The organism is Vibrio sp. (assembly GCF_048266485.1).
Taxonomy (GTDB): Bacteria; Pseudomonadota; Gammaproteobacteria; order Enterobacterales; family Vibrionaceae; genus Vibrio.
Genome location: NZ_JBLWZK010000006.1, coordinates 41,881 through 62,014 on the forward strand (window position 1 = coordinate 41,881; position 20,134 = coordinate 62,014).

The following is a 20,134-nucleotide window of genomic DNA, read 5'->3' on the forward strand; positions in this document are numbered from 1 at the left end:
GCACCTTTACCGCCTTTTTTTAAAACAGAACCTGCAATGGTCGCACCACCTTTTAGAATTGGAGAGCCGATTCTAATGGCTTTATTCACTGCATAAACGGACGCAAGAATTTTAGCCACATTGCCATAGCCGCCAACGGCATCACTAATGGCTTTGGCTCCTTCACCAACTGCCTTTAAAATTGGTAGCATTTCTTGACCAACTTCTTTCATGGCCTTTAAAGTTTCCGTACCAGCTTCAAAAGCCGTTACAAGACCTTCGCCGACATCCTCAACCAGTTTGTCGTAGTCTCCGTTTTGTTTCATTTCATCAAGTTCATCCATGAAGTCTTTTAACTGGTCTTTTAGTGCCTCAAATGCACCACTATCCATGACATCTTTTTGAAACACTGTCCATGTGTCGCCCATATTTGAAACCATACCGTTCCAAGTATCCATTTGCTTTCTTGCTGCACCTTGAGACTTTTGCCCCATCATATCTATTAGGGCTTTAATCGCTTCGCGGGTTAACTGGCCTTTACTTGCCATATCTTGAAGTTGTACAGCGGTATAGCCAAATCCATTGTTTTGACCAGCTTTTTTACTGGCTTCAACCAAGTAATCCCAAACAGGAACACCGCGCTCTAGAAGCTGCAATGCTTCTTCACCTTGTAGTTTTCCTTTCGTCCATGCTTGTCCGAGGGCTAAAGCAATTCCATCCACGCTTTCTGCTGTACCACCTAGCATGGCAGCTTGATCAGCAATGGCTTGCATCGTTCCATCCATAGGGTCTAAACCAAAGGCTTTAAGCTTTACAAAAGACTGAGTAACTTGATTCACTGCGTATGGGGTGTTCATGGTGAAGTCTTGAATCCATTGCATTGCTTGAGCACCACCTTGCTCACTACCTTGCAATTTATTAAGCATGGTTTGGTAACGCTCAAACTCCGCAGCAGTTTTTACAAACGTACGTTCAAACGCAAAACCAATAGCACCTGCACCAATAATCATTCTGTTACCGTATCGGTCTATTCCTTGGCTAGCGACTTTAGCTGAATTATTTATCATGCTAAATGCAGCCTTACTTTGTGATCCGAGCTTCGTCATACTCTGCCCATACTGCTTGCCTTTTTGAGCAAGGTTGCCAGATAAGTTAAGAATGATGTCAGTAACAAGACGATTAGCCATGGAGTGGTTCCTGTAGTTCTCTTAATCGAGTAAATAAAGCTGTAAGGCGGCGGATAGGAAGGTAATAACAATCACTGACAGGGTAAGTAGAGCCAACGTGGATCAACATCGGCTCTAATTCTTTAGCCAGTGATTTAAGATCGCCCCCGTTCTTCGACACCCTCCATAATCTCTTGAGGAAGAAGAAGCTGATCAAGTTCGCTAGCTTTAGATTGGATTAAAGCAAAATCTTCAGTTTCAAGTTTTAACAACTCTTTTACTGAAAGAGGCCCTTTAATTTCTCCAATATATTCGACTTGCCTTGCTAAAAGCTCCATTCCCATATGGGCATCAGACGTATAGGCGTATGGTCTATCGTTAACGATTCCCACTTTTTCAGCAGCCATTTGGGCATCGAATACATCTTTAGGTGTTAGCTCACGCAATCCAACTTCAAGGTGGGTGGTTTCACCCGCTTTGTAGCCATGCGTTAATTCAAACGTCATGATCGCCATTACACACGCTCCACTTTTTCGCCTTCAAATGTGCCGGTGATTTCACCAGAGTCTGATAGCTGGAATGGGGCTTGCGGTGCACAGCCTGTCATCATGTAATCGATGCCGTTATCACCTTCCCATGTAAGGGTAGCCGCTTCCATTGCGTTAATGTCCATTACATCCACATCTTCTGCCGCGGCAATCGTTACTTGCATAGTAGGGGCGGTATACTCACGAGACTTACCCCAAACGCGACCAGGGCCAATATGGGAAGTATTGGTATATCCACCCGGATTCAGTGTTGAACCTTTTTTTGTTTTTAATTGTTCACCGTTATTACGTACGGTGACTTCACCAAGAATTCGCATTTGCGTTCTCCTTTTGATTAATCGAGGTTACAGCTTGTATTGCATCAATGCGGCAAACACACGCAACTGATTCACAAGGTCTGGTTTAAACACACAGTTCAAGCGGTTCACATCGCTGTCATCACGGTAAACGCTTAACGTTTCTTTGAAGCCATCGAAGTCTTCCACTAAACCATTTGGTACCCAATCGGTATCGGCCAGTTCCAAAATGGCATTGCGCATCAGCTTAGGCGTCACCACTGGCTGACCAGGGTTAAGTTTTGGTAGTACGTCATCACCGGCTAATTTGTGGCGAGGGTAACGGTTGGTCACCATCACTCGTAGCGAGTAACGCAAGTAGCCCAACGTGGCTGGCGTGGTAATGTCCAAGTAACTTGGGTCTGGGTCGCCATAGGTGTTGACGTTGTACATAGTGACTTCACGCTCAATAGCACATTCACCACCTGCTGTACGGGTATAAGTGGCAATACCATCATGCAGCAGTAAGTTGCGCTCGGTTTGGTCCCAGACACTTTCTTTCGCAGGCGGTAGAATGCCCGGCAACACTAAGGTTTGCAGTGGGCGAGCTGGGTCAATACCCAATTGATATGCGGCAATACCACAGTAAGATGCGGCCCATTCCCATGGTGCATGTGGTGAGCTATTGGTGCCCATACAGGTGAACAAGTAATCATTGCGGCCATCGCCATAAGAGCCCGTTTCCGCAAACGTGCCACGGAACGCGGTATAAGCAATCCCTTCAATCATCTTGAGTGGGCCATAGCGAGACACCAGTTCATCACGCAGCGCGTTCATGCTTTGGGTGTCATTAAATGGCATCGCAATATGGTTGTACCATTCGTCAGGAATAGCGGCGATCACTTCACTCATATCAGGAGTGCCAGCACCACCAGAAAACTCCGTGAACACAATCGTCACACCAGTTGGTAACGTTTCGCCATCGTAATAGCTGTGGCGTAAATCAATGTCGTTACTGGTTTGGCCCGTCCATTTACAGGTTAATTCAACTACAGTGGTTTCAGCATCTTTCAATGCCGCTGTCACAGGTAATGAGGTATTTTCATTGACCGCATTGATAATGGCGGTGGTGATCGCGCTCGCAGCGTCACCTTCTTTAACGGTCACTTGAACCGACGTACCAGCAATCAGCAACCCAATCACCCCAGCCTTAGCTGTGCTAGCAGTAACGGTAATTTCACCCTTAGCAGCAGTACCACCAAAGTCTGCTACGTTCAGCGCATAAACATCAGTGTAGCTGTTGGCCTTGCGTAGACGCTGCAACATGATAGAAAGCATCGAACCTTTGCCATACAGCGCATCAGCTTCACTTTCACTCGTACCGATGCGAGTGATCTTTAACGGAGTAGATAGCGCTGTTGGTAACTGCTGACCAATCACCAAAATCTTTTGCACCAAGGCTGGCGTGCCAGAAAGTGCTTCTGAGTTATCAATATCGATAAACACTAAAGGCGTATAAATATCGTTTGGAATATTACCCAATGCCATGGTTATTCTCCTTTCTTAGCAGCAGCTTCTACAGCAGCGGCTTTCTTTGGTTTTGTGGTTGGGGTTGGCTCACTAGCAACAACGTCGCCATCGTTAATGCGACGCACCCAAAAAGCAGACTTTGTGACTTCTTCGCCTTGCTCGGCTAGGTACTTACCGTCAGGTTTACGCACCTTGACGCTCGCTTTATTTGGTTTCACATGGATCTTCATGGTGGTTTCCTTTCGGTTGTAATACGTGTTCGGGGTTAAGAGTCATCTTGTGGAAGCGTGACTTCACCTTCAATCGGTGGGCTACCGTCACCCATATCGCCTTTAAGGCCAAAGGTGATGAAATCGTCTAAGGTTTCAGGGTCTAGCGGTACATCAAGTTGCCACCACTGCGACCAGGTGACAGACCAAATGGCAATGCCCAGTTCGTCTATGCTGCCGCTGTATAAGTTGTCACTGCGAACCGATTCCACGCCACCATTGGCTGTAGGCAAAGCACCAAATTGCATAATGGCTTGCACTAATTGACCTGCGATCACTTCGCAACGTTGGTCTTTTTCATAGCCGTATTGGTCAGTGGTGAATATATAGGCCACAAAATTGACCTTGCCAGACAAACTGCCTGCGGTGTTTTCATATTCGGTGACACGTAATGCTGTAATACGCACGCTACCATCACGGTTACTTAGCCAACGCTTTACATCTTCCGGTTTATCAAAGCGGCCAATGTGGCGTTCTACGGTTTGTATCTTGTCAATCTGACGTTCTGAACCCTCAAGTTTGGGTTTCAGGTACTTCACAATTTCTTGCACTGCCCAAACGGTGGAGCCTTGAATACTAAAATCGGGTCTACTCATTTCACTGTCTCCATCACGACATTAGCTCCTGCCAGAAGTCACCAAGGACTTGATAAATTTCTTTTTGGTTTTCACTGCTTAGCCCTAAAAACTCGCGCTGTGGAATTTCCATTTGGCGGCTAAAGCTACTTACCGATTGCCACACAGGGTGTTTCAGTGCTTTGCCAAAGGCTTGAGTAATTAGCCGATTGTGGGCCGATACTTGCACTGCACCCGAAAATCCATCTTGGTGTACGGCGGCATAGGCAAGCGGCGAGCCGATTCGTACTTGGTTTTTTTGTACGATGTACTGAATGGAATCGAGCAATCCGCCATCAGCTTGTAACAAGGACTGATTTCCATGGCGTGTTTTGGCGTAATCGGCTGACCAGTCAGGCCAAGACACACCACTAGGGGATTCTTTTTCATCAGCAATTCGTCTGCGGGTCTGGCTCTCAACAACACTGCCGAGAGATTCAAGTAACTCAGACTTATGAGATGGATCCGCCAAGCGCTGAAGCAGCTCTTCATAGCGTCTCAGTTCCTCCGTTCCGGTGACTTGAACCGAGATACCCATTACAAGACGCCTCTAAGTTTGTTGCGGGTAAACAGGCGCTCGCCTTCTTGCACCAGTTCTACTTTGCCCACGCTGCCTTCGGTTGGGTTGTTGTCATCCAAGGTTGGCAAACCGAGCTCGCGCTTACCGTCAGCAATGTCACGCAGGGTTTGCAGCTGCATCTTGTAGCGTTCTTCCAACAAGTTGGTGGCTTGCTGGTCACGGTCAGCCAGCCAGTAGAAAGCAATGGTGATGGCAATCTTATTCAACATGCCTGGCACAGTCGGTAACGGAAGCTCAAAGCGACGCGCCAGAAAAGAATCGATCTCTTCATCGGCTTGCTCTAGGGCTTGGTTAATCCATGTGTCATTTAACTCGTCGGTATTGCGATCAATGGCAAAATTCCAAAGCATTTGCTCATCGCGATCCATTAAGTCTTGTTTTGTTGCGTAGATTGCCATCGGTTTTCCTTAGCTCTTGTCTGTTAATGGCTAGTCTTGAATGTCGATTACATCTTTAAGTTCGACAGTCTCCACCACTAAGCGAGGCTCATCGTGGACGCGCTTTGCCTTTTCAGTAGACATGAACACCACAAACTCAGGTGAAAAGTTTTTCGAGTCCATTTCCGCAGGCTGGCGGAATTCCAGCGGCTCTCCATCCACCACAAGCACCAGTGTTTCTTGTAGGCGGTGAAATTTAACGCCGCTGCGCCAAAAGCCAGCATCTGAGACAGAGCGAACTTTAAGGGCACCAAGCACACCAACAGGAACACCATCAGTGCTGAGAAGTGGCTCATCATCTTTTGCTTGTTTCGAAACATCGTCTTGTTCCTTTTGTTGAATATCAGAATCTGCCTTCAACGCTTCTTGCTCCGGCTTATCCTTCTCCACCTGTTCAGGTTTCTCTGAATTTGATTCTGTTTGGGTTAACGCTTCCTGTTCGGCTTGCGCTTGGTCAGCGGACTGAGCTTGTTCCACTGGTTGCTCAGTAGTTCCAGTGGTAGATTGCTCGGGGCTGTTGGCATTCGCTGTCTGCTCATCAGCTTTTGCAGCTGCTTCTTTAGCCTTCGCTGCTGCCGTCTGTTTCGCAGTTGATGTACCTGTTTTAGCGGTTCCACTCACGGTGAACTCCTTTTAAATCGAGGTTAAAGTGGCTTTAAACGTGGCGGTAACTGAATACCGCCAGCCCGTTATCAGTTTGCACCTGATAGGCGTTTACGTTTTAAGAACTAAGCCGTGATGTAAGGGCTCACAACAATCTCTACATCGTTGTAGTAGATGTTGGAGTCACCACCTTCTACCAACATGCGAGCCAATAGTTTTTTCGCTGCCGATTCGTTTTTCGGACCAACCACAATCTTGGTTGCGCGAGTACCAATTGGTGTGCCATCGGCTTTCTTCATGGTGCCTAATAGCTCTTTGGCTGCGGCATAAGTGTCTTCATCCAACACGCCTTTAGAACCAATCGCCAACTGAGGGAATGAGAAGCCCACGTTACAACGGCCATCTACACCAGCGGCGTATTTGTTATTGAACCAGGTATATTCTTCATTTGGCTGCATGTTCTTAAACACGAACGGACGACGATCTTGGTACACGATAGGCTTCAGCACCTTGGTATCATCAATCAAGAACCACGGTTCGCCAGTGTCTGTGGTTGGGTCACCAATCACATTCGAGAACGTCGTTGCTGGATCTGATTCAATTGGGTGGTCGGTATCAAAGTAGTTCTGGCCGTCATAACAAAGTGTTGTGAAACCAGCGACTAATAAGCCGTAAGACAACTCATCAGGGAAGATGGCAACTTGATCACCATAGTTCTGTGCGATAACCGAGTAGTGACCGATTTGGTCATCATCGACATCTTCACGAGAAACAGAGATCGAGCTTTCCCATGTTTTGTTTTCAATTGAATAGCCATGACGACCCATGTCAGCCAGCTGGCGATCACCAACCCATTCTTTAATGCCTGGTAAGTCTTTTAGCCAACCGTAAAAGTTTGCCGCACCCGAGCTAGGTACTTTCGTCGCTACCATCGGCCATTGCGGTTTTGCCGCTTGTAAACCACGGGTAAACGCCGCAGACATATTGACTTGAAGGGCTTCAAGTACTTGTGCTTCAGTCGCCATTATTTCGCTCCTTTATTCGTTTCAGCTTTAGCCGCTAGGTACTCTTCTTCAGAGACACCCATCTTGCGACACATCGCCAGTTCAACATCATTCAGCTTGCTGTTTGTCGCCACTGCTGGCTTTTGTTTTTCTTGGCTTTCCACTACTGCTGGGGCTGTAGCAACAAAGCTCTTAAATTGCTCCATGCCACCTTCAGAACGACACAGCGACACATACATGTCTTTATTGGCTGGCGCGACTTTGCCTGCTTCAATCGCATCATCCACCAAGGATTCGATCTCTTGGTTATGGATTTGAGCCAGCTTATCTTCTGCGCTTGATGCACGGTTAAGCGCAACGTCGTAGGTTTCTTTTGGTACGAACTTGTTTAAGTCCACGGTCTGAGCACGGTTTAGGGCGACATCTTTCTCTTGTTTAAGAGAGTTGATAGCCACTTCGGCTTGTTCTGGTGTTGCATCTTCGGCAAGGCCAAGCGCATCCAAAACGATTTTTGGCAACGGCATATTGGCGTTCTCCATTCGTTGGTTTAATGCAGGAACATCAAGGTTGGGGTCATTGGTTAAAGCCGCACTCACAAGCGCCAGCACTTGGCCGCTCTTGTCGTACGTAAAAGAAGGCGAGTAGAAAGCGTATTTCTTCTCATCAATCAGCTGTGCGCCATCATCGTTCCACTCGATAAAGCCCCAGATTTCACCGTTACGGTTTTCGGCTTTGGTAATCCAACCGTACGCAGGAGCAGGTTCACCTTTCGGGGCTTTGATATGGGTTGAGTGTTCAATATCGAATGGGCGCTTTTGCGTAAAGCGGGCAATGACTTGCTCTGGGTTGTTGTTTGTCCAGGAACGGCTATCGACACCTGCAAATGTTCCAGCAGGGATCATCGGTAGCCAAACACCTTGTTCCGTTGCGTTTTCTGCAACTGAGGTAGGCTGTAAGGAAAAACATAATGCAGTTAAGGCTGGGTTCATTACTCACTCCAAAATTGAAGATCACATAACAACCTCCTTGTGCTGGGTTGGTATGAAACATCTTGTGTGAAGTAAGCATGCAAAAAAAAAGCAACCGACGCGGATTAACGTCGGTTGCTTTAATTTAATGGTAAAAATGGATGCTTAAGAAAAATTAACCATCCAGACTTTTTACGCGATTCCACTCTTTTTTTAATATGATTTTTATCATATCCACAATCACTTTCTTGTGGTCATCGACATTGTTCAACGAGTTAGTATCTAGTTTTTGGTTATTATCAATTGATTTTTTAAACTCAATTAAACATTTTTGATATCCCATTATGATTGCATTCATGCTTTTAAGTAAACTACTTGCATCAGCTTCATCACAATTCACCAATAATTGCACATTAATTTTAAAGCGAATCAACCCTTGTAATTCTTCTGCTAGTTTGTGGGCGACATTATTCAGATCAATATTCCTATCGGTAGGTTTACTTTTAATTGCATTATTAATTTCCGGTATATATACAAAAGATATAACCCCACGAGTTTTATCTACTTGCGATAGAAAACTCGATGATTCCTGTCTTAAATTTTCTATCCATTCTCTACGACTTTGTGCGATAAACTGCCTGCGCCTTAAATCTTGCTCCGCCTTTAGCTGCTTTTCCATCTGTTCAGCTAACTTCTTAGCTTGATGAACTTGAAACCAGGCAGCCAATACAACAATGATCACAGTGACGAGCATACTACCAATAGCAATCCAATCCGTAGACGTGACAAGTGTAATTTCCGGTACTTCCTTTACATAAACGCTCGATAACATAACTTCGCCTTCATTCGTTAATTCTGTGAAAACGAAATTCTACCGCTAACAAACACTTATAACCATGTTTAAACCCCGTTTAAATCGCCTCAGATTTGTTTAAACAATTTCATTAGTAACTTTGTAGCCCATATCAACCTAAAGCGGCTTAGAATACGTCTCACGCATTCGAGCCTCTTTTTTATTTAAGTCGGCTTTCATGGCTTGTTCACGTGCACCAGGGTTGTAGTTCCATCCTGGTTCAATACCTTCCGGCAGGGTTTCCACTTCACCCGTGCGCTTGTTTACCCATTGCTTGGTTTTGCCTTGTGGCGCAGTGGTTGAAACTTTGTCGCTTTCAGTCAGCTTGCCATATTCATATTTCGACACCTGGCGAATCCAACACTTGCAGCCCCAACCATTGGGCGGCATGTGTTGTTGCCACCATTCATCGTCCACAGGTAACAGCAAATCTTTCCACTTCACATGATCAACACGGTGTTCAATAGAAGGACCAAGCTGATACAACAAGTACGGCATGGCTCGCTTAGTGCGCTCGATGCGTTCCCACTGACCAGCTGCGCGTGCAGTACGCATGTTCGTCCGGTAGATGGTTTTGATTCGACCTTCGCTACCAAGCTGGACGGTTTTGGTTTCTTTGGTGAGCGGGTCATCCATTTCTTGAATTCCCCACCAACCGGATTTCACCAACAGAGGCTTTAAGATGTCGCGGAACTGGGCGAAGGTTTGGCCTTGTTCAATCGCATCTTCCACCAAGGTTTTCACATCCACCAACAAATCCGCATTGAGCATCTTAGCTACAGTGAAGGCATTGGTGTGCTCTTGCTTCCACACATCCTTGTAGTCAAAGCTTGGCTCAATGCCTTTCTTCTTAAACCAGTTGAGCACATCCGTCGGCACGAAATCATACTTGGCTGAATCACTAGGCATCACGAACGTCTCCTAGTGCGCGTGTTTCAAACATGTACTTCGCCATTTGCTCGACAAAGTTCTCTGCACCTAATTGGTCTTGCAGTTCTGGCAGCTTAGCCAAGAACTCATCATAGCTGTCTACGCTATCGGCCAGTTGCATGATCGGGTTCATGAAGTCTTCCGCGACTTCTTCCCAATCGTCCATCGCCTCATCGGTGAGTTCATCAATGATTTGGTCAGAAGTTTGTGTCACACGGTTAATCGAAACACGTTGCTTATTACGGCCTAACTCAACTGCACCTTCGGACTGGCTACGGTTTAACGCTGGCGTTGCGCTCATGGCAATGAGTGTTTCAGCTTGCAGCAGTTCGTCTTCTTCATCCGGTTCCGTTAAACCAAACTTTTCACGCATGCTAGAGGCTGAGACTTTCATGCCACGATCAATCAATGGCGTGATGCTATCAACCAGCATCTTCAAGTCTTCTGGCTCTGGTACTTTAATGCGTACTTTCGGGTAACGAGTTTGTACGCCCCAATTCAAAATGATGTAAGGCTTAACTAGGTACTCATTGATGCAGGCTTCCAATTGGCGCGCATCCCATTTGGCAATATCCATCCGCACTTCATTGTGTACGTTCGCTTGCGATTGCGAGCTGCCATCATCGGCGGTCATGGTTTGGCCGAGTACCGCCTTACTGGTTTGCTCATCACACCAGCGTGCCATGTTTTCAAATAGAGTGTTGCCACCGTTGCCTTTAGCCGTTTCAATCAGCTCTAGTTTCATCGACTCAGGAATAACTGCGCCCGCATCACTGGCAATTCGGCTAACCGCATTCACTAGCGTGGTGATGTCATCTGTACTGGCGTTCGGGCCGTACTTACCCACACGCACCGGAATGCCAAACACTTCCGCAAAAGCCCACCAATCGCGAACCGTGAACGATTTCAGCATGTACATCACGGCCACCAAGCGTGCCAATCCATTGCGCCATACACTGCCGGATTTAGATCGAGGCGTGTGCACAATAAACTTATACGGCTCTAACGGTGCGCCACTTGGGTAGTCATTACTAATGAGCAAAATGCTTTCAAGTGTGTCTTGGTCGGCACGCAAATAACGAGGATCAACCCATTTGTAGTCTTTAGGTTTCCATGGTGTCGCATTGGTGTTCCATAAGATTTGCACGACCGATAAGCCTTTTCCTAAGCCATCAAGAAGGTCAAAGAATAATTCAGGGACTTGATCGTCATTGAGCAAGTCACGGACTTTTTCTGCTAACTCTACATCGCTTTTGTCTTCACTGGCCGCTTCCACGGTCGGAGGCAATGCCGCCACTGCCAGCTTACGGGTGCGCAGCTGGGCGGCATAATGCAAGTCGCGCTCTTCCATTTCTTCGGCTAGCGTCATGAAGGCTTCAAGGTCAGTGCCATCGACCACTGCGCGCATTAACGTTCCTAGACGTTGCGGGGTTAAGGTACTGGCGACACTGCTCGGGCGAGGGTTTCGCACACTGGTGGTATAAGCACGAGCAATGTCTTCAGACAGCACTTCTTGCTCAACTTTAAACGGTTTGCCATTTGCATCTAAAATCATAATCGAATTCCTTTACCACGCAGGTCGGTGCGTTCACCGAATGCGTCATCGTGTCGGTTGTTTTCTTCAGCACTGCCAAAGAATCGGCGGTGAGTCTCATCGCCTTTAGGGGAAATGGTGTGCAATTCATAGCGAGTTAAATCGGCTTTAGACGCTAGGAAGCCCAAGAAAATAGCAATCGCGCTATCGCCGTGACGCTTGTTGCCATCGCTGCCTTTAGTGCGTGAATCATCAATGCCAGGCACACCGCGAATCATTTGAATTTGCCCAAGGTCGGTGATCACATCTTCATGCTTTGGCAGCTCCAGTTCATCGTCTTCAAAAGCAGCTTTAAACTTCGGCATGTTTTCACGGTAATAAGCGGTAGACAGCATGACTTCAACCACTTCTTCACCATATTTGTAGTGCGCTTGCTCGGCTAGGTACTGGCCGTTACCACGCGCATCGAGGAAGATGCCATCACGACGAGGCAGGCGATCACAAATGTAATACAGCGCTTGCTCTTGCTGTTTGAATGGCACGTTTTTCAGCTCGACCAGGAACGGCACTTTACGCTTGGTGTCATCATTGATAATGACAGGAGCAAACACGGTTAAGTCACCACTACGGGCAAAGTCTTCACCAAGTGCGTGCCGTAAGTTCTTAGGCAAGGTTTTTAATACTGGGCCAACATGTTCGACTAACCATTCTTGCATTTCACGCATGCGTGCGCCTTCGCCAGCTTGGTTAAACGCATCGGAGCCAGTAAAGCGCAACACTGGTGCATCAAGCCTTGCCGCTCGCTCTCTCAGCGAACGCGCGATATAAGCACCGCCGCCAGATTTCGGCACACAGTAATATTCTTCCAGTGCGTCTTCTTCAGTGGCAGTGTCTTTGAGTAAGTTGGCTTTCCATTGTTCTTCTTTTTCAGGCGACCATTCTTGTTTAGTGACCTGACAAATACGCTGATATAAACCTTCAAGACACGCATCATCAAGCGTGATGGTATGGATGGAATAACGCTTTTTGCCAGCGCGGCTGTCTTGAATGAGTTGGTTGAATAGGTTTTCGACACCGTTGTGGGTAGAGATAAGTCGAACCTTCGAACCCCACATAGTCAAAGCAAGCGCCGCTTTTAATACTTCCGCTAAACGTTCATGGAAGGCTGCTTCATCAATGATAACAGTACCTTGCATACCACGCAGGTTAGAGGGGTTACTCGATAACGCCTGAACTTTAAAGCCGGATTCAAAGTAGATCACAAAGGTTAAGATGTCTTTGTCTTCATCGTTCAAGACATCTTCTTGCACTTCACCAGCGGCTTTATCAAATATCTTGGCCCATAGCGCAACGGCATCAATGAACTCTCGCGCCATCTCTTTGTTGGAGCCAACATAAAACACATTGTTGCCACCTTCGCCTTTGGCCGTACCCGCGCTAATAGCAGAGTCTGCCGCTTCGGCAAAAGTCAGACCTGTTCGGCGTGACTTCTCGGCAATCTTGAGCACGGAGTCATCGGCGATCCAACGTTTCTGATAACCAAGTAAAAGCTCATCCTTATCAAACTCGATAAGGATGTCTTCAGTCAGTTTGTTCACGGTTGGCTTGGTAACGGTTTCAGCCATAATTAAATTCCCAAGATTTCAGATTTGAGCATTTTCACCGTGTCAGAGGTGAGGCCCGCTTTCTTGGCAACGGCTTCTGTTTTCTCGGCGGCATCTTCCAAGGCTTGCTTACGAATTTCCGCTTCCAGTTTCACGCTGCCTGTTTGGGCCTCTTGCAATCGCTTAATTGCCAACGCCATTTGGCCCATGGTTTTCGGGTCGATAGTTTTATCAGCTTCGAGTGCGGCCATTTGAAAGTCGAAGATTTGCGATTTGCCTATCTCAATTAACGATCGAGAAATATCCGTCTGGGGCATTTCACCAAACTGCTGCACCCATTGCTTAGTCATCTCTTGGGCGCGTTTGTAATTTTCCATGCCTTTGTGAAACTGTTGGCTGTAGCGACTCAAGGCGTTGCGTTTGATGTATTCGTCATCGCCACGTTCTTCTGCCAGCAAGCCTTCCTTTTCAATCAGCTCATTAATCTGGCTGCGAATTTCTTCCTGCGTCATTTGGCCTTCGCGCAGCAACATGTTGAGTTGCGACTTGATGTCTTCCGGCAGTTTGTCTATTTTGCTGAGACGGTTCTTTTTATGTGCTTTGTTAGCTTGGGTCATAAGTGGGCCTCATTACTGAAATAAACGATCAAGGCGATCTAACAACCGATACCAACCGCGACATAAGTACATCCACACCGACTTTAACCAAGGGCGAATAATCGGCTCTTGTACTTCAAAGTAGCGATAAACCGTCCATCGCAAGGCGACTAAGAAGTAGATCATCAGAAGAATTTCAAACATATAAACTCCTATGGGCGCGGACGCTTCACACCTGGGTGCTGTGCTTGGCCTTCGGCAACATCAACACCACGCTGGGTAATTGTGGCGACTAATGTGCCAGACATATCCTTGCAAGTGATTAAGCCTTGTTCTTGCAGCCAGTACATTTCAGACAACACAAGATCACGACTGATACGATGACCGTACGCATCGAGCGAGGAATCAAGAATCGATTCATTAGCTGTGTACGCTGGTGACTCATTCAGCACCCGCAACATCACAAGACGGCGGTCTTGTTGTAAAACTTCATGCATGCTCATGACTATTCCTTCATTTCTTTTTCAAGCAGCAGCTTGGTTAGGTGATCAACCGGCTTTAATGCCGCCCGTAGTTCTTTGATTTCTCCACGAGTGACTTCCATTTCAAGGCGTAAGCGATTGACTTCGTTTTGGGTCGGTAAGTTGTTAACGTGGTTTTTTAATTCTTGATGATTAAGTTTCAGTTCATCGAACTGCACTTGAGACACAAACACTTTGCGTAAACTGAGCAAAGCAAGCGCAATAAACACGCTCACAAATGGAGCCATCACACGCCAAATGGTATTCAACATATCTAACACTGCTTGAAACTCGTTCATCGGTTCTCCTGTGCTTCTAGCTGACTTTTACATTCCACACACAAAGTCGCATGAGGGTTAAGGGCCAATCGTTTTAATGGAATCGGCATACCACAACAGGCACACACAATAGTGTCACCATCAAAGGTTTGCGGCGTTCGTTCAGCGACTTGGCGCGCTCTGGCGATAGCAGCATCACGGTGCTTTTGTTCTAACTTGGCGGCTTGGTCGATTATGTCCGTCATTCATCACTCTCTTTTTGATTGGTGCTATCACCACAAACGGCTTTGTAAATATCGTTGTAATCATTCACTTGGCGCTTTGTACCTTCGGTATCTTTCACGCTTGGGTAGATCATCTTGAAACTGGTGCACCCGCTATTCGTCACGGAAATAACCCTTTTGGCGCATCCGCTCATCAAGCTCACTAGGGCTAAGCTGAGCATTATCAGCTTCAATTTTTTGCTTAATTTGCACATGCTTTATCTCCGTTTGCAGTTGTGCGTTCATCACGTTCGCTTGCTCTAGCTGCCCCGCAATGCGTTTCGATTTGGCTTTGTAGTAGTTCATTAGCCAGAACAGGAAAACAAAGGCAGCGGCAGCACCCGCAATCAAATACGTCATGATTGAAAAACTCATGAACCCACCTTGGTCACTTTGGATTTGTAAGCAGAGACAGCGCCCTTGGTCACGACTGCGCCACCACTAAAAATGGCTAAGGTGGTGAACAGTTCCGGCACGTAGCTGCGGTCTAAATACACCGAATACAGCAACACAGCAGACAAAACGAAGAACCCCAACACATGCAAGGTGCCAGTGGTACTTGTTCGGTTGTCTTCATTGGTAAACAGCTCTTTTAACGCGCTGGGTTTAAGTGTTGGCATGAGCGTTCCTTGTTGAATGTTGTTTTAATACCCGCTCAATATGTGGATGCGAAGTAGATGACACAGTGCCTATATTGACGCTTGGTTTAATGGCTTTAGGTTGGTGTTTTTGTGCATAGCGATAACGAAACTGGGCTAAGTCATTATCGGTGACGCTTTCAAAACCACGGCGAAATTGTGATTGCCAAGTTGAGTTATGGCTGTACAAAGGTGCTTTGTGTAAACGCGGTTCAATCCCGTTTTGAAGGTCGTTTAACTCGCATTTAAAACGTGCTTTACGGCCAGCTTTAAACCGCTCGAACGCTCGGGCATTTTTAAGATCGGGGTTGAGTTTGTAAAAAGACATTACGCCAACTCCCAAGCAGCTTCTAAGCAATCACTTAGGCGGTTATGCCAGCCCTCAATAAAACGGCTTTGGCTTGGGTTCTTCTTAACAATGCGAGCATAAAAGCGAGAGCGACGCAGGTGGTAAGCGGCAAGTAAGTATTCATCGTCTTTGGCGTAAACTGCTTCATGGGTTTTAGGGCCATAAATGCCATCGGCCACCACACCAACCACTTCTTGCAACATCTTAATCGCAGCACGAACGCCATGTTGCACAGCAGCATCGAAGACGGCTAACGCAACCGGAACTGGTAAATTTTCACACTGAGCTTCAAGGTAGTAATGCTGGTAATAAAGATTGGCCGCATCATCAATGGTAAGGTCACTGATCGTAAGGTGAGGAAAGGCACGCTGACTAATGCCGAATTTAGTCTCGCCGCCGTTGTCGTTCGGGTCATCAACATAGCCGCCATCAGCCGTTAGTCCACCTTCTTTTTCTAACACGAACATTAACGCATGGCAGAATGAGAGCGAGTAATCACGAGTGTTAAATGGAAAATCTTGAGACATAAAAAAAGCACCGACGAGTAAGTTGTTTACTCGATTGTGCTTTTTATTAAGGGGGTAAGCGGATTAACGTTGGTTGTTGTTTAGAGCTTTTTAATTACGCAATCTACTTCAAGCTCTGATTGCTGAGTGAAGTCTACTTTCCAATCATTCAGGGTGAATGTTTTTGCTTTTCCCCATTCTAAGTTTTCAGCTACAACAGAGCTGATTAATTTATCATCTTCGCTCCATTTTGTTTCATCCCAACTTAACTCAGAGGGTTCATGAGGAATAATGTCAGTTAGAGTTCTACAGATAGCAACACCATTCCAAAGAAAATCATTTCTAGCGACTTTTACGTTTGCTATTGCCTTATTTTTGTTGATTGCAATTTTAGACATAATGTAACGATTATTTGTCTCTGCAAATTCTGTATCACCTTTGGTGTACCAATCGACTGGTTTTACCGTAGAGTTCTCAAGTTTCACTTTGATCTCATCAATCGATGCAGCCACATCACCACTCGCTACAGACAACGCTGGTACCAAACATAACAATAAAAATAATAACTTTTTCATTCTCAATCCCTTAAAACAAATCATGTTGTCGTTTTTTCACTTCGCGGTTACGCATCTTAGCAATAACTCGGTAAATGTGTTGCATACTCACATCATATTTACGAGATAATTCAGTGACATTGTTGCCTGTAAACTCGTTCCAAATGTGCAAGTGTTTAATCTCGTTTGCCAATTGGTTACCGCGTGGCAAGTAGAACTGCATGCCACCAAAGGCTTTGCAAATACTGCTTAACTGACGAATGGCTAACTCTTCACTCACGCCAGCCTCGATAAGCTCATGCTTTAAAATATCGTACATTTGGCGCATGGCTTCCGGCCATCGGCAATCTTCGGTGTCTAAATCTTTAATCGCTTCAATCGACACGTCATCAAAGCCCAACATATCAAGGTTTTGCTCTGTCATTATTAATCTCGCTTATTCCCACTTAATATGGGAATTGTTAGCGGTGATTAAAAACACGTCAACCGATATCGTATAGATGTTCCAGAATGGGAAATTTAGACATAAAAAAAGCACCTTGGGGTTACAAGGTGCTTTTTGATGTTTGGGCTAATTTATTGCTTCCATATTTTATTTAACCTTTCAGTTTCCTTCCTAGCATACTCCTGCAATTCTTCATCAGTTAAGGTCTGTTGCTGCTGTGTTTTTTTCTGGTAAAGGTAATATCCATAAATCCCTATAGCTAATAGACCTACAGCCATGCCGCCAATGGCATAAATATTCCATCCACGATTGATTAATACCCCAACACCCAAAGCAATGAATACGAATGGTGCTAAAAAGCCAAGCAATCTAAACAAAAATAGAGCAATTAAAATTGCAAAAATTAGAACAATAAATTCCATCTTTATATTTCCTTGTTAAAAGTTAAATAATAGGCTGCGAGTTTTGAGTAACTGGCTGGCCCAGTACATGAATCATTGGATGGAATGCGGCCACCTTTTGATAAAATCATATCTTCCATTAGTCGGTAATGCCATTTTTTTAACGCTTCCAACACATAAGCGGCTTGTTCTTGATTCATCCAGTTCGCGCGTTCTACGCCTTTGCCGTTAATCTGTTGGGTCATGCGCTTGCAGTAAGCATCTATTGCCAAGTCTTTGGGGTTACGCACAAAACCTTGTTGGTGCATGGTGATCCAAATAGCTCGAATAACCGTGACTTCTTCCGCTCTGGCGCGTGGTTTGCGCTTCACTTTGAAGCCTTTGGTTTTCATCCAATCGATCACTTGTTTTAACTTAGCGTCACTCAAGCCTTTGCAGCTTCGCTGGCCTGTGATTTGCTCTAACATGTTACGGTAAACGTCATCATCTAGGTTCAACTGGCGCTTACCAATCTGCACCATTTTTAGCATTGCTGACATATCAATCTCCTTGGGCTGCTCATCAGTACCTAGCCACCACGCTAGACAGACAAGCAAGACATACGCCTTGCTTGTTTCGCTTTATTTCAATAGTTCAATACTGTTGTAAGTTTCAAGATCGCACTCAGACATATTTATCCCTATCCATAGGCACATAACCTGCTCAGGTGTTAACTCTGGGAATTTTCCTAGCACTTCTCGGCATGGCTCGTACATACCATCTGCCTTTGAGTGCAAGTCATGCATAAGCTTTGCAGCAAGAACAACAGGATGGGTTTTGCTTAGATCACTTATTGAAAATTTCATATTTCAGGTCTCCAGTTCATTTCTTTCAACTTATTCGCAATCGTGCTTTTCTCACCGAGTGGGTCGATGCCCATCTTCACCATGCGAGTAGCTTGCTCGATGTACCACTGGCTATCATCAGGCTTGGTGGTTTGTACCGCTTCCGCTTTGCCTTGGTGGGTGTGGTTTTCTGTAGGCATTGCCACGTTATTTTTTACCGCTAGGCTTTTGTAAACCTGCTTTAAATAGTTGTGGTTGGCGAGCGGCTTCACGTCTTGAAACTGAATGCGCTTTTCACGCAGCTTGTTGACCGTTTCAATCAGTGCCGAGGCCAATAGATGATCCGCTTTGTATTCGTCGGTCACTTCACGCATGAGGCGCAGCGCGCGACCATTGGATAAATCCGATTTGAGCGGACGAAACAAGCCAATGTAATTAAGCAATGGACGGGCAATAAAATCAGGCAGTGCCGCCACATCACCAAGCAAGTCACGACCTGCTTGGTCTTGGATTAACGCATCCAAGTGAATGTTGCTGTGGCACACTGGGCAACGGGTGAGTTTCATTGGGCTGCTCCAATTTTCAAGGATTCAGTACCAGCAACACCTTGGTTTAATGTCACGTCTTTAGCCGCTAGGTAGCCTTGCATTCTTGATTTGTTTGCAGACATGCCATTACCTTTTGCTTCTCTTGGTTGGCATGAAGAAAGATCCAACGTTTTATTTTTGAAGTTGGCAATTTCTTCACTCTCTTTTTCACTTAGAGCGAAGGCTTCAATTTTTTGATAAACCCCCATACACCAACCTTCACAAAACTGATCGGCACGATTTGTTTTGTTTATCTTTTTCATTCTTGAACTCAAGGTTTTTAAGAATTCCATTCTTGCTTTGTTGAGCTGACGCTCTAAAACTGTAAAGACATAACTGGCAATCTCTGGCCTTTCTTCGTGGCCGATAAATACGATCTGCATATTTGTGAACGTTGGCTGGAAATAAAACTCGCACCCAAATGCTTTTGCTATTGAATGAGCTAACACACCAAAATACTTAGATGGTTTTTGGGCTTTTGATTTAGCATTGATAGTGAAGTCATTTACACCAGCTAGTTCAGGTGCATTGCTTTCAATACCATGCTCTTTCATTAACTTTTGCGCTCTCGATAAAGCTAGAGCCGCTTCATTTGGATTGCTTGACTGAGAAAGCCTAAGCAGCTTTTTTATCTTTTCTAAAATCTTGTTATCCATAATTGCACCTTTAATTTCGCTACTCATCAGTACCTAGCCACGACGCTAGATAGACAGATAACCGCTAACGGCTCGGTTATCTGTTTCGTTTTAGTCTTCGGCTGGCGGTGGGGTTTGCCCTAGAATCCACATCAGAGCATCCACCACGCCTTGCATGTATTCATCGTTGTGGTGCTTTTCCTCCGCAAGTTCTAATTGGTTTTCAATGGCTCGTTTGCTGTGAATACTGGTGTAAGGGTGATTCATTCTTCCCATTCCTTTTCATTTGAAGCGATTGACTTGATCCGCTTCGCTTTGGGTAGTGGGGTATTGCGCCAATCCCCACAATGTTTGTCTGCCCACGCTTCGGCTTGTTCTTTACTCATGCGGTTGTGCAGCATGATGCAAGGAATAAGCTCATTACTGCGTGGCATCGTCATTTCCTCCAAAGGGTTTATCACCAAGACCAAGTAACCATTGGCAGGTAGCGGCAACGCCTTTGTTGAACTCCTTGCGCGGGTCGCCTTTGGCCGCCTGTTGAATTTGCTCAATTAACTCGTCTGGTGTGCGTTCTTGCATTTTCTTTAGCAAGAACTCACGGCGCATCGGGCAATCAAGTAGTTGGTTTGACTGAGCCATAACG

At 45.8% G+C, this 20,134-nt stretch carries 33 protein-coding genes, 2 other RNA genes and 1 pseudogene; all 36 read right to left on the bottom strand.

From position 1 onward, the window contains the following. Nucleotides 1-155 precede the first annotated feature (155 nt). Nucleotides 156-1,085, bottom strand: a pseudogene (locus tag ACN0T8_RS09140) (tape measure protein); the annotation flags it as partial. 215 nt (nucleotides 1,086-1,300) lie between these two features. Further along, nucleotides 1,301-1,660, bottom strand: coding sequence for a phage tail assembly protein (locus ACN0T8_RS09145; protein WP_417880318.1), 360 nt, complete (start codon nucleotides 1,658-1,660; stop codon nucleotides 1,301-1,303). Continuing rightward, a complete protein-coding gene (locus ACN0T8_RS09150) occupies nucleotides 1,660-2,010 on the bottom strand; it encodes a phage tail tube protein (protein WP_417880319.1) in 351 nt (116 codons plus the stop codon). Before ACN0T8_RS09150 ends, ACN0T8_RS09145 begins: the two co-directional genes overlap by 1 nt. 27 nt (nucleotides 2,011-2,037) lie before the next feature. Then, nucleotides 2,038-3,516, bottom strand: a complete 1,479-nt coding sequence (locus ACN0T8_RS09155) for a phage tail sheath subtilisin-like domain-containing protein (protein WP_417880320.1) — start codon at nucleotides 3,514-3,516, stop codon at nucleotides 2,038-2,040. Nucleotides 3,517-3,518: 2 nt separating this feature from the next. Then, nucleotides 3,519-3,728, bottom strand: a complete 210-nt coding sequence (locus tag ACN0T8_RS09160; RefSeq protein WP_417880321.1) for a DUF2635 domain-containing protein — start codon at nucleotides 3,726-3,728, stop codon at nucleotides 3,519-3,521. A gap of 35 nt (nucleotides 3,729-3,763) precedes the next feature. Further along, complete coding sequence (locus tag ACN0T8_RS09165; protein WP_417880322.1) at nucleotides 3,764-4,363, bottom strand: hypothetical protein; 600 nt, start codon at nucleotides 4,361-4,363, stop codon at nucleotides 3,764-3,766. 13 nt (nucleotides 4,364-4,376) lie between these two features. Continuing rightward, nucleotides 4,377-4,919 (bottom strand): phage virion morphogenesis protein, encoded by a 543-nt coding sequence (locus ACN0T8_RS09170; protein ID WP_417880323.1) that lies wholly within the window; start codon nucleotides 4,917-4,919, stop codon nucleotides 4,377-4,379. Beyond that, entirely contained in the window at nucleotides 4,919-5,359 is a 441-nt protein-coding gene (locus ACN0T8_RS09175; protein WP_417880324.1) for a gp436 family protein, read from the bottom strand. Before ACN0T8_RS09175 ends, ACN0T8_RS09170 begins: the two co-directional genes overlap by 1 nt. Before the next feature lie 30 nt (nucleotides 5,360-5,389). Then, nucleotides 5,390-6,019 (bottom strand): hypothetical protein, encoded by a 630-nt coding sequence (locus ACN0T8_RS09180; RefSeq protein WP_417880325.1) that lies wholly within the window; start codon nucleotides 6,017-6,019, stop codon nucleotides 5,390-5,392. Nucleotides 6,020-6,126: 107 nt separating this feature from the next. Continuing rightward, the gene (locus ACN0T8_RS09185) at nucleotides 6,127-7,026 is read right to left on the bottom strand and encodes a Mu-like prophage major head subunit gpT family protein (RefSeq protein WP_417880326.1); all 900 of its coding nucleotides are present in this window, start codon (nucleotides 7,024-7,026) and stop codon (nucleotides 6,127-6,129) included. Continuing rightward, nucleotides 7,026-7,994, bottom strand: a complete 969-nt coding sequence (locus ACN0T8_RS09190; RefSeq protein WP_417880327.1) for a phage protease — start codon at nucleotides 7,992-7,994, stop codon at nucleotides 7,026-7,028. Before ACN0T8_RS09190 ends, ACN0T8_RS09185 begins: the two co-directional genes overlap by 1 nt. A 154-nt stretch (nucleotides 7,995-8,148) precedes the next feature. After that, nucleotides 8,149-8,805, bottom strand: coding sequence for a hypothetical protein (locus ACN0T8_RS09195; protein WP_417880328.1), 657 nt, complete (start codon nucleotides 8,803-8,805; stop codon nucleotides 8,149-8,151). Between the two features lie 138 nt (nucleotides 8,806-8,943). Beyond that, on the bottom strand, nucleotides 8,944-9,735 hold the full coding sequence (locus tag ACN0T8_RS09200) for a phage minor head protein (RefSeq protein ID WP_417880442.1): 792 nt from the start codon (nucleotides 9,733-9,735) through the stop codon (nucleotides 8,944-8,946). Continuing rightward, nucleotides 9,728-11,311 (bottom strand): DUF935 domain-containing protein, encoded by a 1,584-nt coding sequence (locus ACN0T8_RS09205; RefSeq protein WP_417880329.1) that lies wholly within the window; start codon nucleotides 11,309-11,311, stop codon nucleotides 9,728-9,730. The genes ACN0T8_RS09200 and ACN0T8_RS09205 overlap by 8 nt, the downstream gene beginning before the upstream one ends. Next, entirely contained in the window at nucleotides 11,308-12,915 is a 1,608-nt protein-coding gene (locus ACN0T8_RS09210) for a terminase large subunit domain-containing protein (protein WP_417880330.1), read from the bottom strand. Before ACN0T8_RS09210 ends, ACN0T8_RS09205 begins: the two co-directional genes overlap by 4 nt. Nucleotides 12,916-12,917: 2 nt before the next feature. Further along, the gene (locus ACN0T8_RS09215; protein ID WP_417880331.1) at nucleotides 12,918-13,511 is read right to left on the bottom strand and encodes a DUF3486 family protein; all 594 of its coding nucleotides are present in this window, start codon (nucleotides 13,509-13,511) and stop codon (nucleotides 12,918-12,920) included. 12 nt (nucleotides 13,512-13,523) lie between these two features. Then, nucleotides 13,524-13,694, bottom strand: a complete 171-nt coding sequence (locus ACN0T8_RS09220; protein ID WP_417880332.1) for a hypothetical protein — start codon at nucleotides 13,692-13,694, stop codon at nucleotides 13,524-13,526. A gap of 8 nt (nucleotides 13,695-13,702) precedes the next feature. Continuing rightward, the gene (locus tag ACN0T8_RS09225) at nucleotides 13,703-13,993 is read right to left on the bottom strand and encodes an ArsR family transcriptional regulator (RefSeq protein WP_416920377.1); all 291 of its coding nucleotides are present in this window, start codon (nucleotides 13,991-13,993) and stop codon (nucleotides 13,703-13,705) included. 2 nt (nucleotides 13,994-13,995) lie between these two features. Next, nucleotides 13,996-14,310, bottom strand: a complete 315-nt coding sequence (locus ACN0T8_RS09230; protein ID WP_417880333.1) for a DUF2730 family protein — start codon at nucleotides 14,308-14,310, stop codon at nucleotides 13,996-13,998. Next, nucleotides 14,307-14,534, bottom strand: a complete 228-nt coding sequence (locus tag ACN0T8_RS09235; RefSeq protein ID WP_417880334.1) for a TraR/DksA C4-type zinc finger protein — start codon at nucleotides 14,532-14,534, stop codon at nucleotides 14,307-14,309. Before ACN0T8_RS09235 ends, ACN0T8_RS09230 begins: the two co-directional genes overlap by 4 nt. Next, a complete protein-coding gene (locus ACN0T8_RS09240) occupies nucleotides 14,531-14,677 on the bottom strand; it encodes a hypothetical protein (protein WP_417880335.1) in 147 nt (48 codons plus the stop codon). Before ACN0T8_RS09240 ends, ACN0T8_RS09235 begins: the two co-directional genes overlap by 4 nt. Further along, on the bottom strand, nucleotides 14,667-14,927 hold the full coding sequence (locus ACN0T8_RS09245) for a DUF2681 domain-containing protein (protein ID WP_417880336.1): 261 nt from the start codon (nucleotides 14,925-14,927) through the stop codon (nucleotides 14,667-14,669). Before ACN0T8_RS09245 ends, ACN0T8_RS09240 begins: the two co-directional genes overlap by 11 nt. Beyond that, nucleotides 14,924-15,172 carry a DUF2644 domain-containing protein gene (locus tag ACN0T8_RS09250; RefSeq protein WP_417880337.1) on the bottom strand — a complete coding sequence of 83 codons (249 nt, stop codon included), beginning with the start codon at nucleotides 15,170-15,172 and terminating at the stop codon, nucleotides 14,924-14,926. The genes ACN0T8_RS09245 and ACN0T8_RS09250 overlap by 4 nt, the downstream gene beginning before the upstream one ends. After that, on the bottom strand, nucleotides 15,159-15,518 hold the full coding sequence (locus ACN0T8_RS09255) for a hypothetical protein (protein ID WP_417880338.1): 360 nt from the start codon (nucleotides 15,516-15,518) through the stop codon (nucleotides 15,159-15,161). The genes ACN0T8_RS09250 and ACN0T8_RS09255 overlap by 14 nt, the downstream gene beginning before the upstream one ends. Continuing rightward, nucleotides 15,518-16,066: a glycoside hydrolase family 108 protein gene (locus ACN0T8_RS09260; RefSeq protein WP_417880339.1), complete on the bottom strand. Its 549-nt coding sequence runs from the start codon at nucleotides 16,064-16,066 to the stop codon at nucleotides 15,518-15,520. Before ACN0T8_RS09260 ends, ACN0T8_RS09255 begins: the two co-directional genes overlap by 1 nt. An 80-nt stretch (nucleotides 16,067-16,146) precedes the next feature. Next, nucleotides 16,147-16,620, bottom strand: a complete 474-nt coding sequence (locus ACN0T8_RS09265; protein ID WP_417880340.1) for a hypothetical protein — start codon at nucleotides 16,618-16,620, stop codon at nucleotides 16,147-16,149. 10 nt (nucleotides 16,621-16,630) lie between these two features. Then, nucleotides 16,631-17,023 carry a Mor transcription activator family protein gene (locus ACN0T8_RS09270; protein WP_153448457.1) on the bottom strand — a complete coding sequence of 131 codons (393 nt, stop codon included), beginning with the start codon at nucleotides 17,021-17,023 and terminating at the stop codon, nucleotides 16,631-16,633. 152 nt (nucleotides 17,024-17,175) lie between these two features. After that, nucleotides 17,176-17,466: a hypothetical protein gene (locus ACN0T8_RS09275; protein WP_417880341.1), complete on the bottom strand. Its 291-nt coding sequence runs from the start codon at nucleotides 17,464-17,466 to the stop codon at nucleotides 17,176-17,178. A 2-nt stretch (nucleotides 17,467-17,468) separates the two neighbouring features. Next, nucleotides 17,469-17,984, bottom strand: a complete 516-nt coding sequence (locus tag ACN0T8_RS09280; protein ID WP_417880342.1) for a gp16 family protein — start codon at nucleotides 17,982-17,984, stop codon at nucleotides 17,469-17,471. Between the two features lie 9 nt (nucleotides 17,985-17,993). Continuing rightward, nucleotides 17,994-18,066: hammerhead ribozyme type II (locus ACN0T8_RS09285), an RNA gene on the bottom strand. Between the two features lie 220 nt (nucleotides 18,067-18,286). After that, the gene (locus ACN0T8_RS09290; RefSeq protein WP_417880343.1) at nucleotides 18,287-18,835 is read right to left on the bottom strand and encodes a hypothetical protein; all 549 of its coding nucleotides are present in this window, start codon (nucleotides 18,833-18,835) and stop codon (nucleotides 18,287-18,289) included. Then, nucleotides 18,832-19,512, bottom strand: coding sequence for a DUF2786 domain-containing protein (locus ACN0T8_RS09295; protein WP_417880344.1), 681 nt, complete (start codon nucleotides 19,510-19,512; stop codon nucleotides 18,832-18,834). Before ACN0T8_RS09295 ends, ACN0T8_RS09290 begins: the two co-directional genes overlap by 4 nt. A gap of 13 nt (nucleotides 19,513-19,525) precedes the next feature. After that, an RNA gene (locus tag ACN0T8_RS09300) (hammerhead ribozyme type II) lies at nucleotides 19,526-19,603 on the bottom strand. Further along, nucleotides 19,603-19,758, bottom strand: a complete 156-nt coding sequence (locus tag ACN0T8_RS09305) for a hypothetical protein (protein ID WP_417880345.1) — start codon at nucleotides 19,756-19,758, stop codon at nucleotides 19,603-19,605. The genes ACN0T8_RS09300 and ACN0T8_RS09305 overlap by 1 nt, the downstream gene beginning before the upstream one ends. Next, on the bottom strand, nucleotides 19,755-19,925 hold the full coding sequence (locus ACN0T8_RS09310) for a hypothetical protein (protein WP_178306495.1): 171 nt from the start codon (nucleotides 19,923-19,925) through the stop codon (nucleotides 19,755-19,757). The genes ACN0T8_RS09305 and ACN0T8_RS09310 overlap by 4 nt, the downstream gene beginning before the upstream one ends. After that, nucleotides 19,912-20,130, bottom strand: coding sequence for a hypothetical protein (locus tag ACN0T8_RS09315; RefSeq protein ID WP_153448450.1), 219 nt, complete (start codon nucleotides 20,128-20,130; stop codon nucleotides 19,912-19,914). The genes ACN0T8_RS09310 and ACN0T8_RS09315 overlap by 14 nt, the downstream gene beginning before the upstream one ends. Nucleotides 20,131-20,134 lie beyond the last annotated feature (4 nt).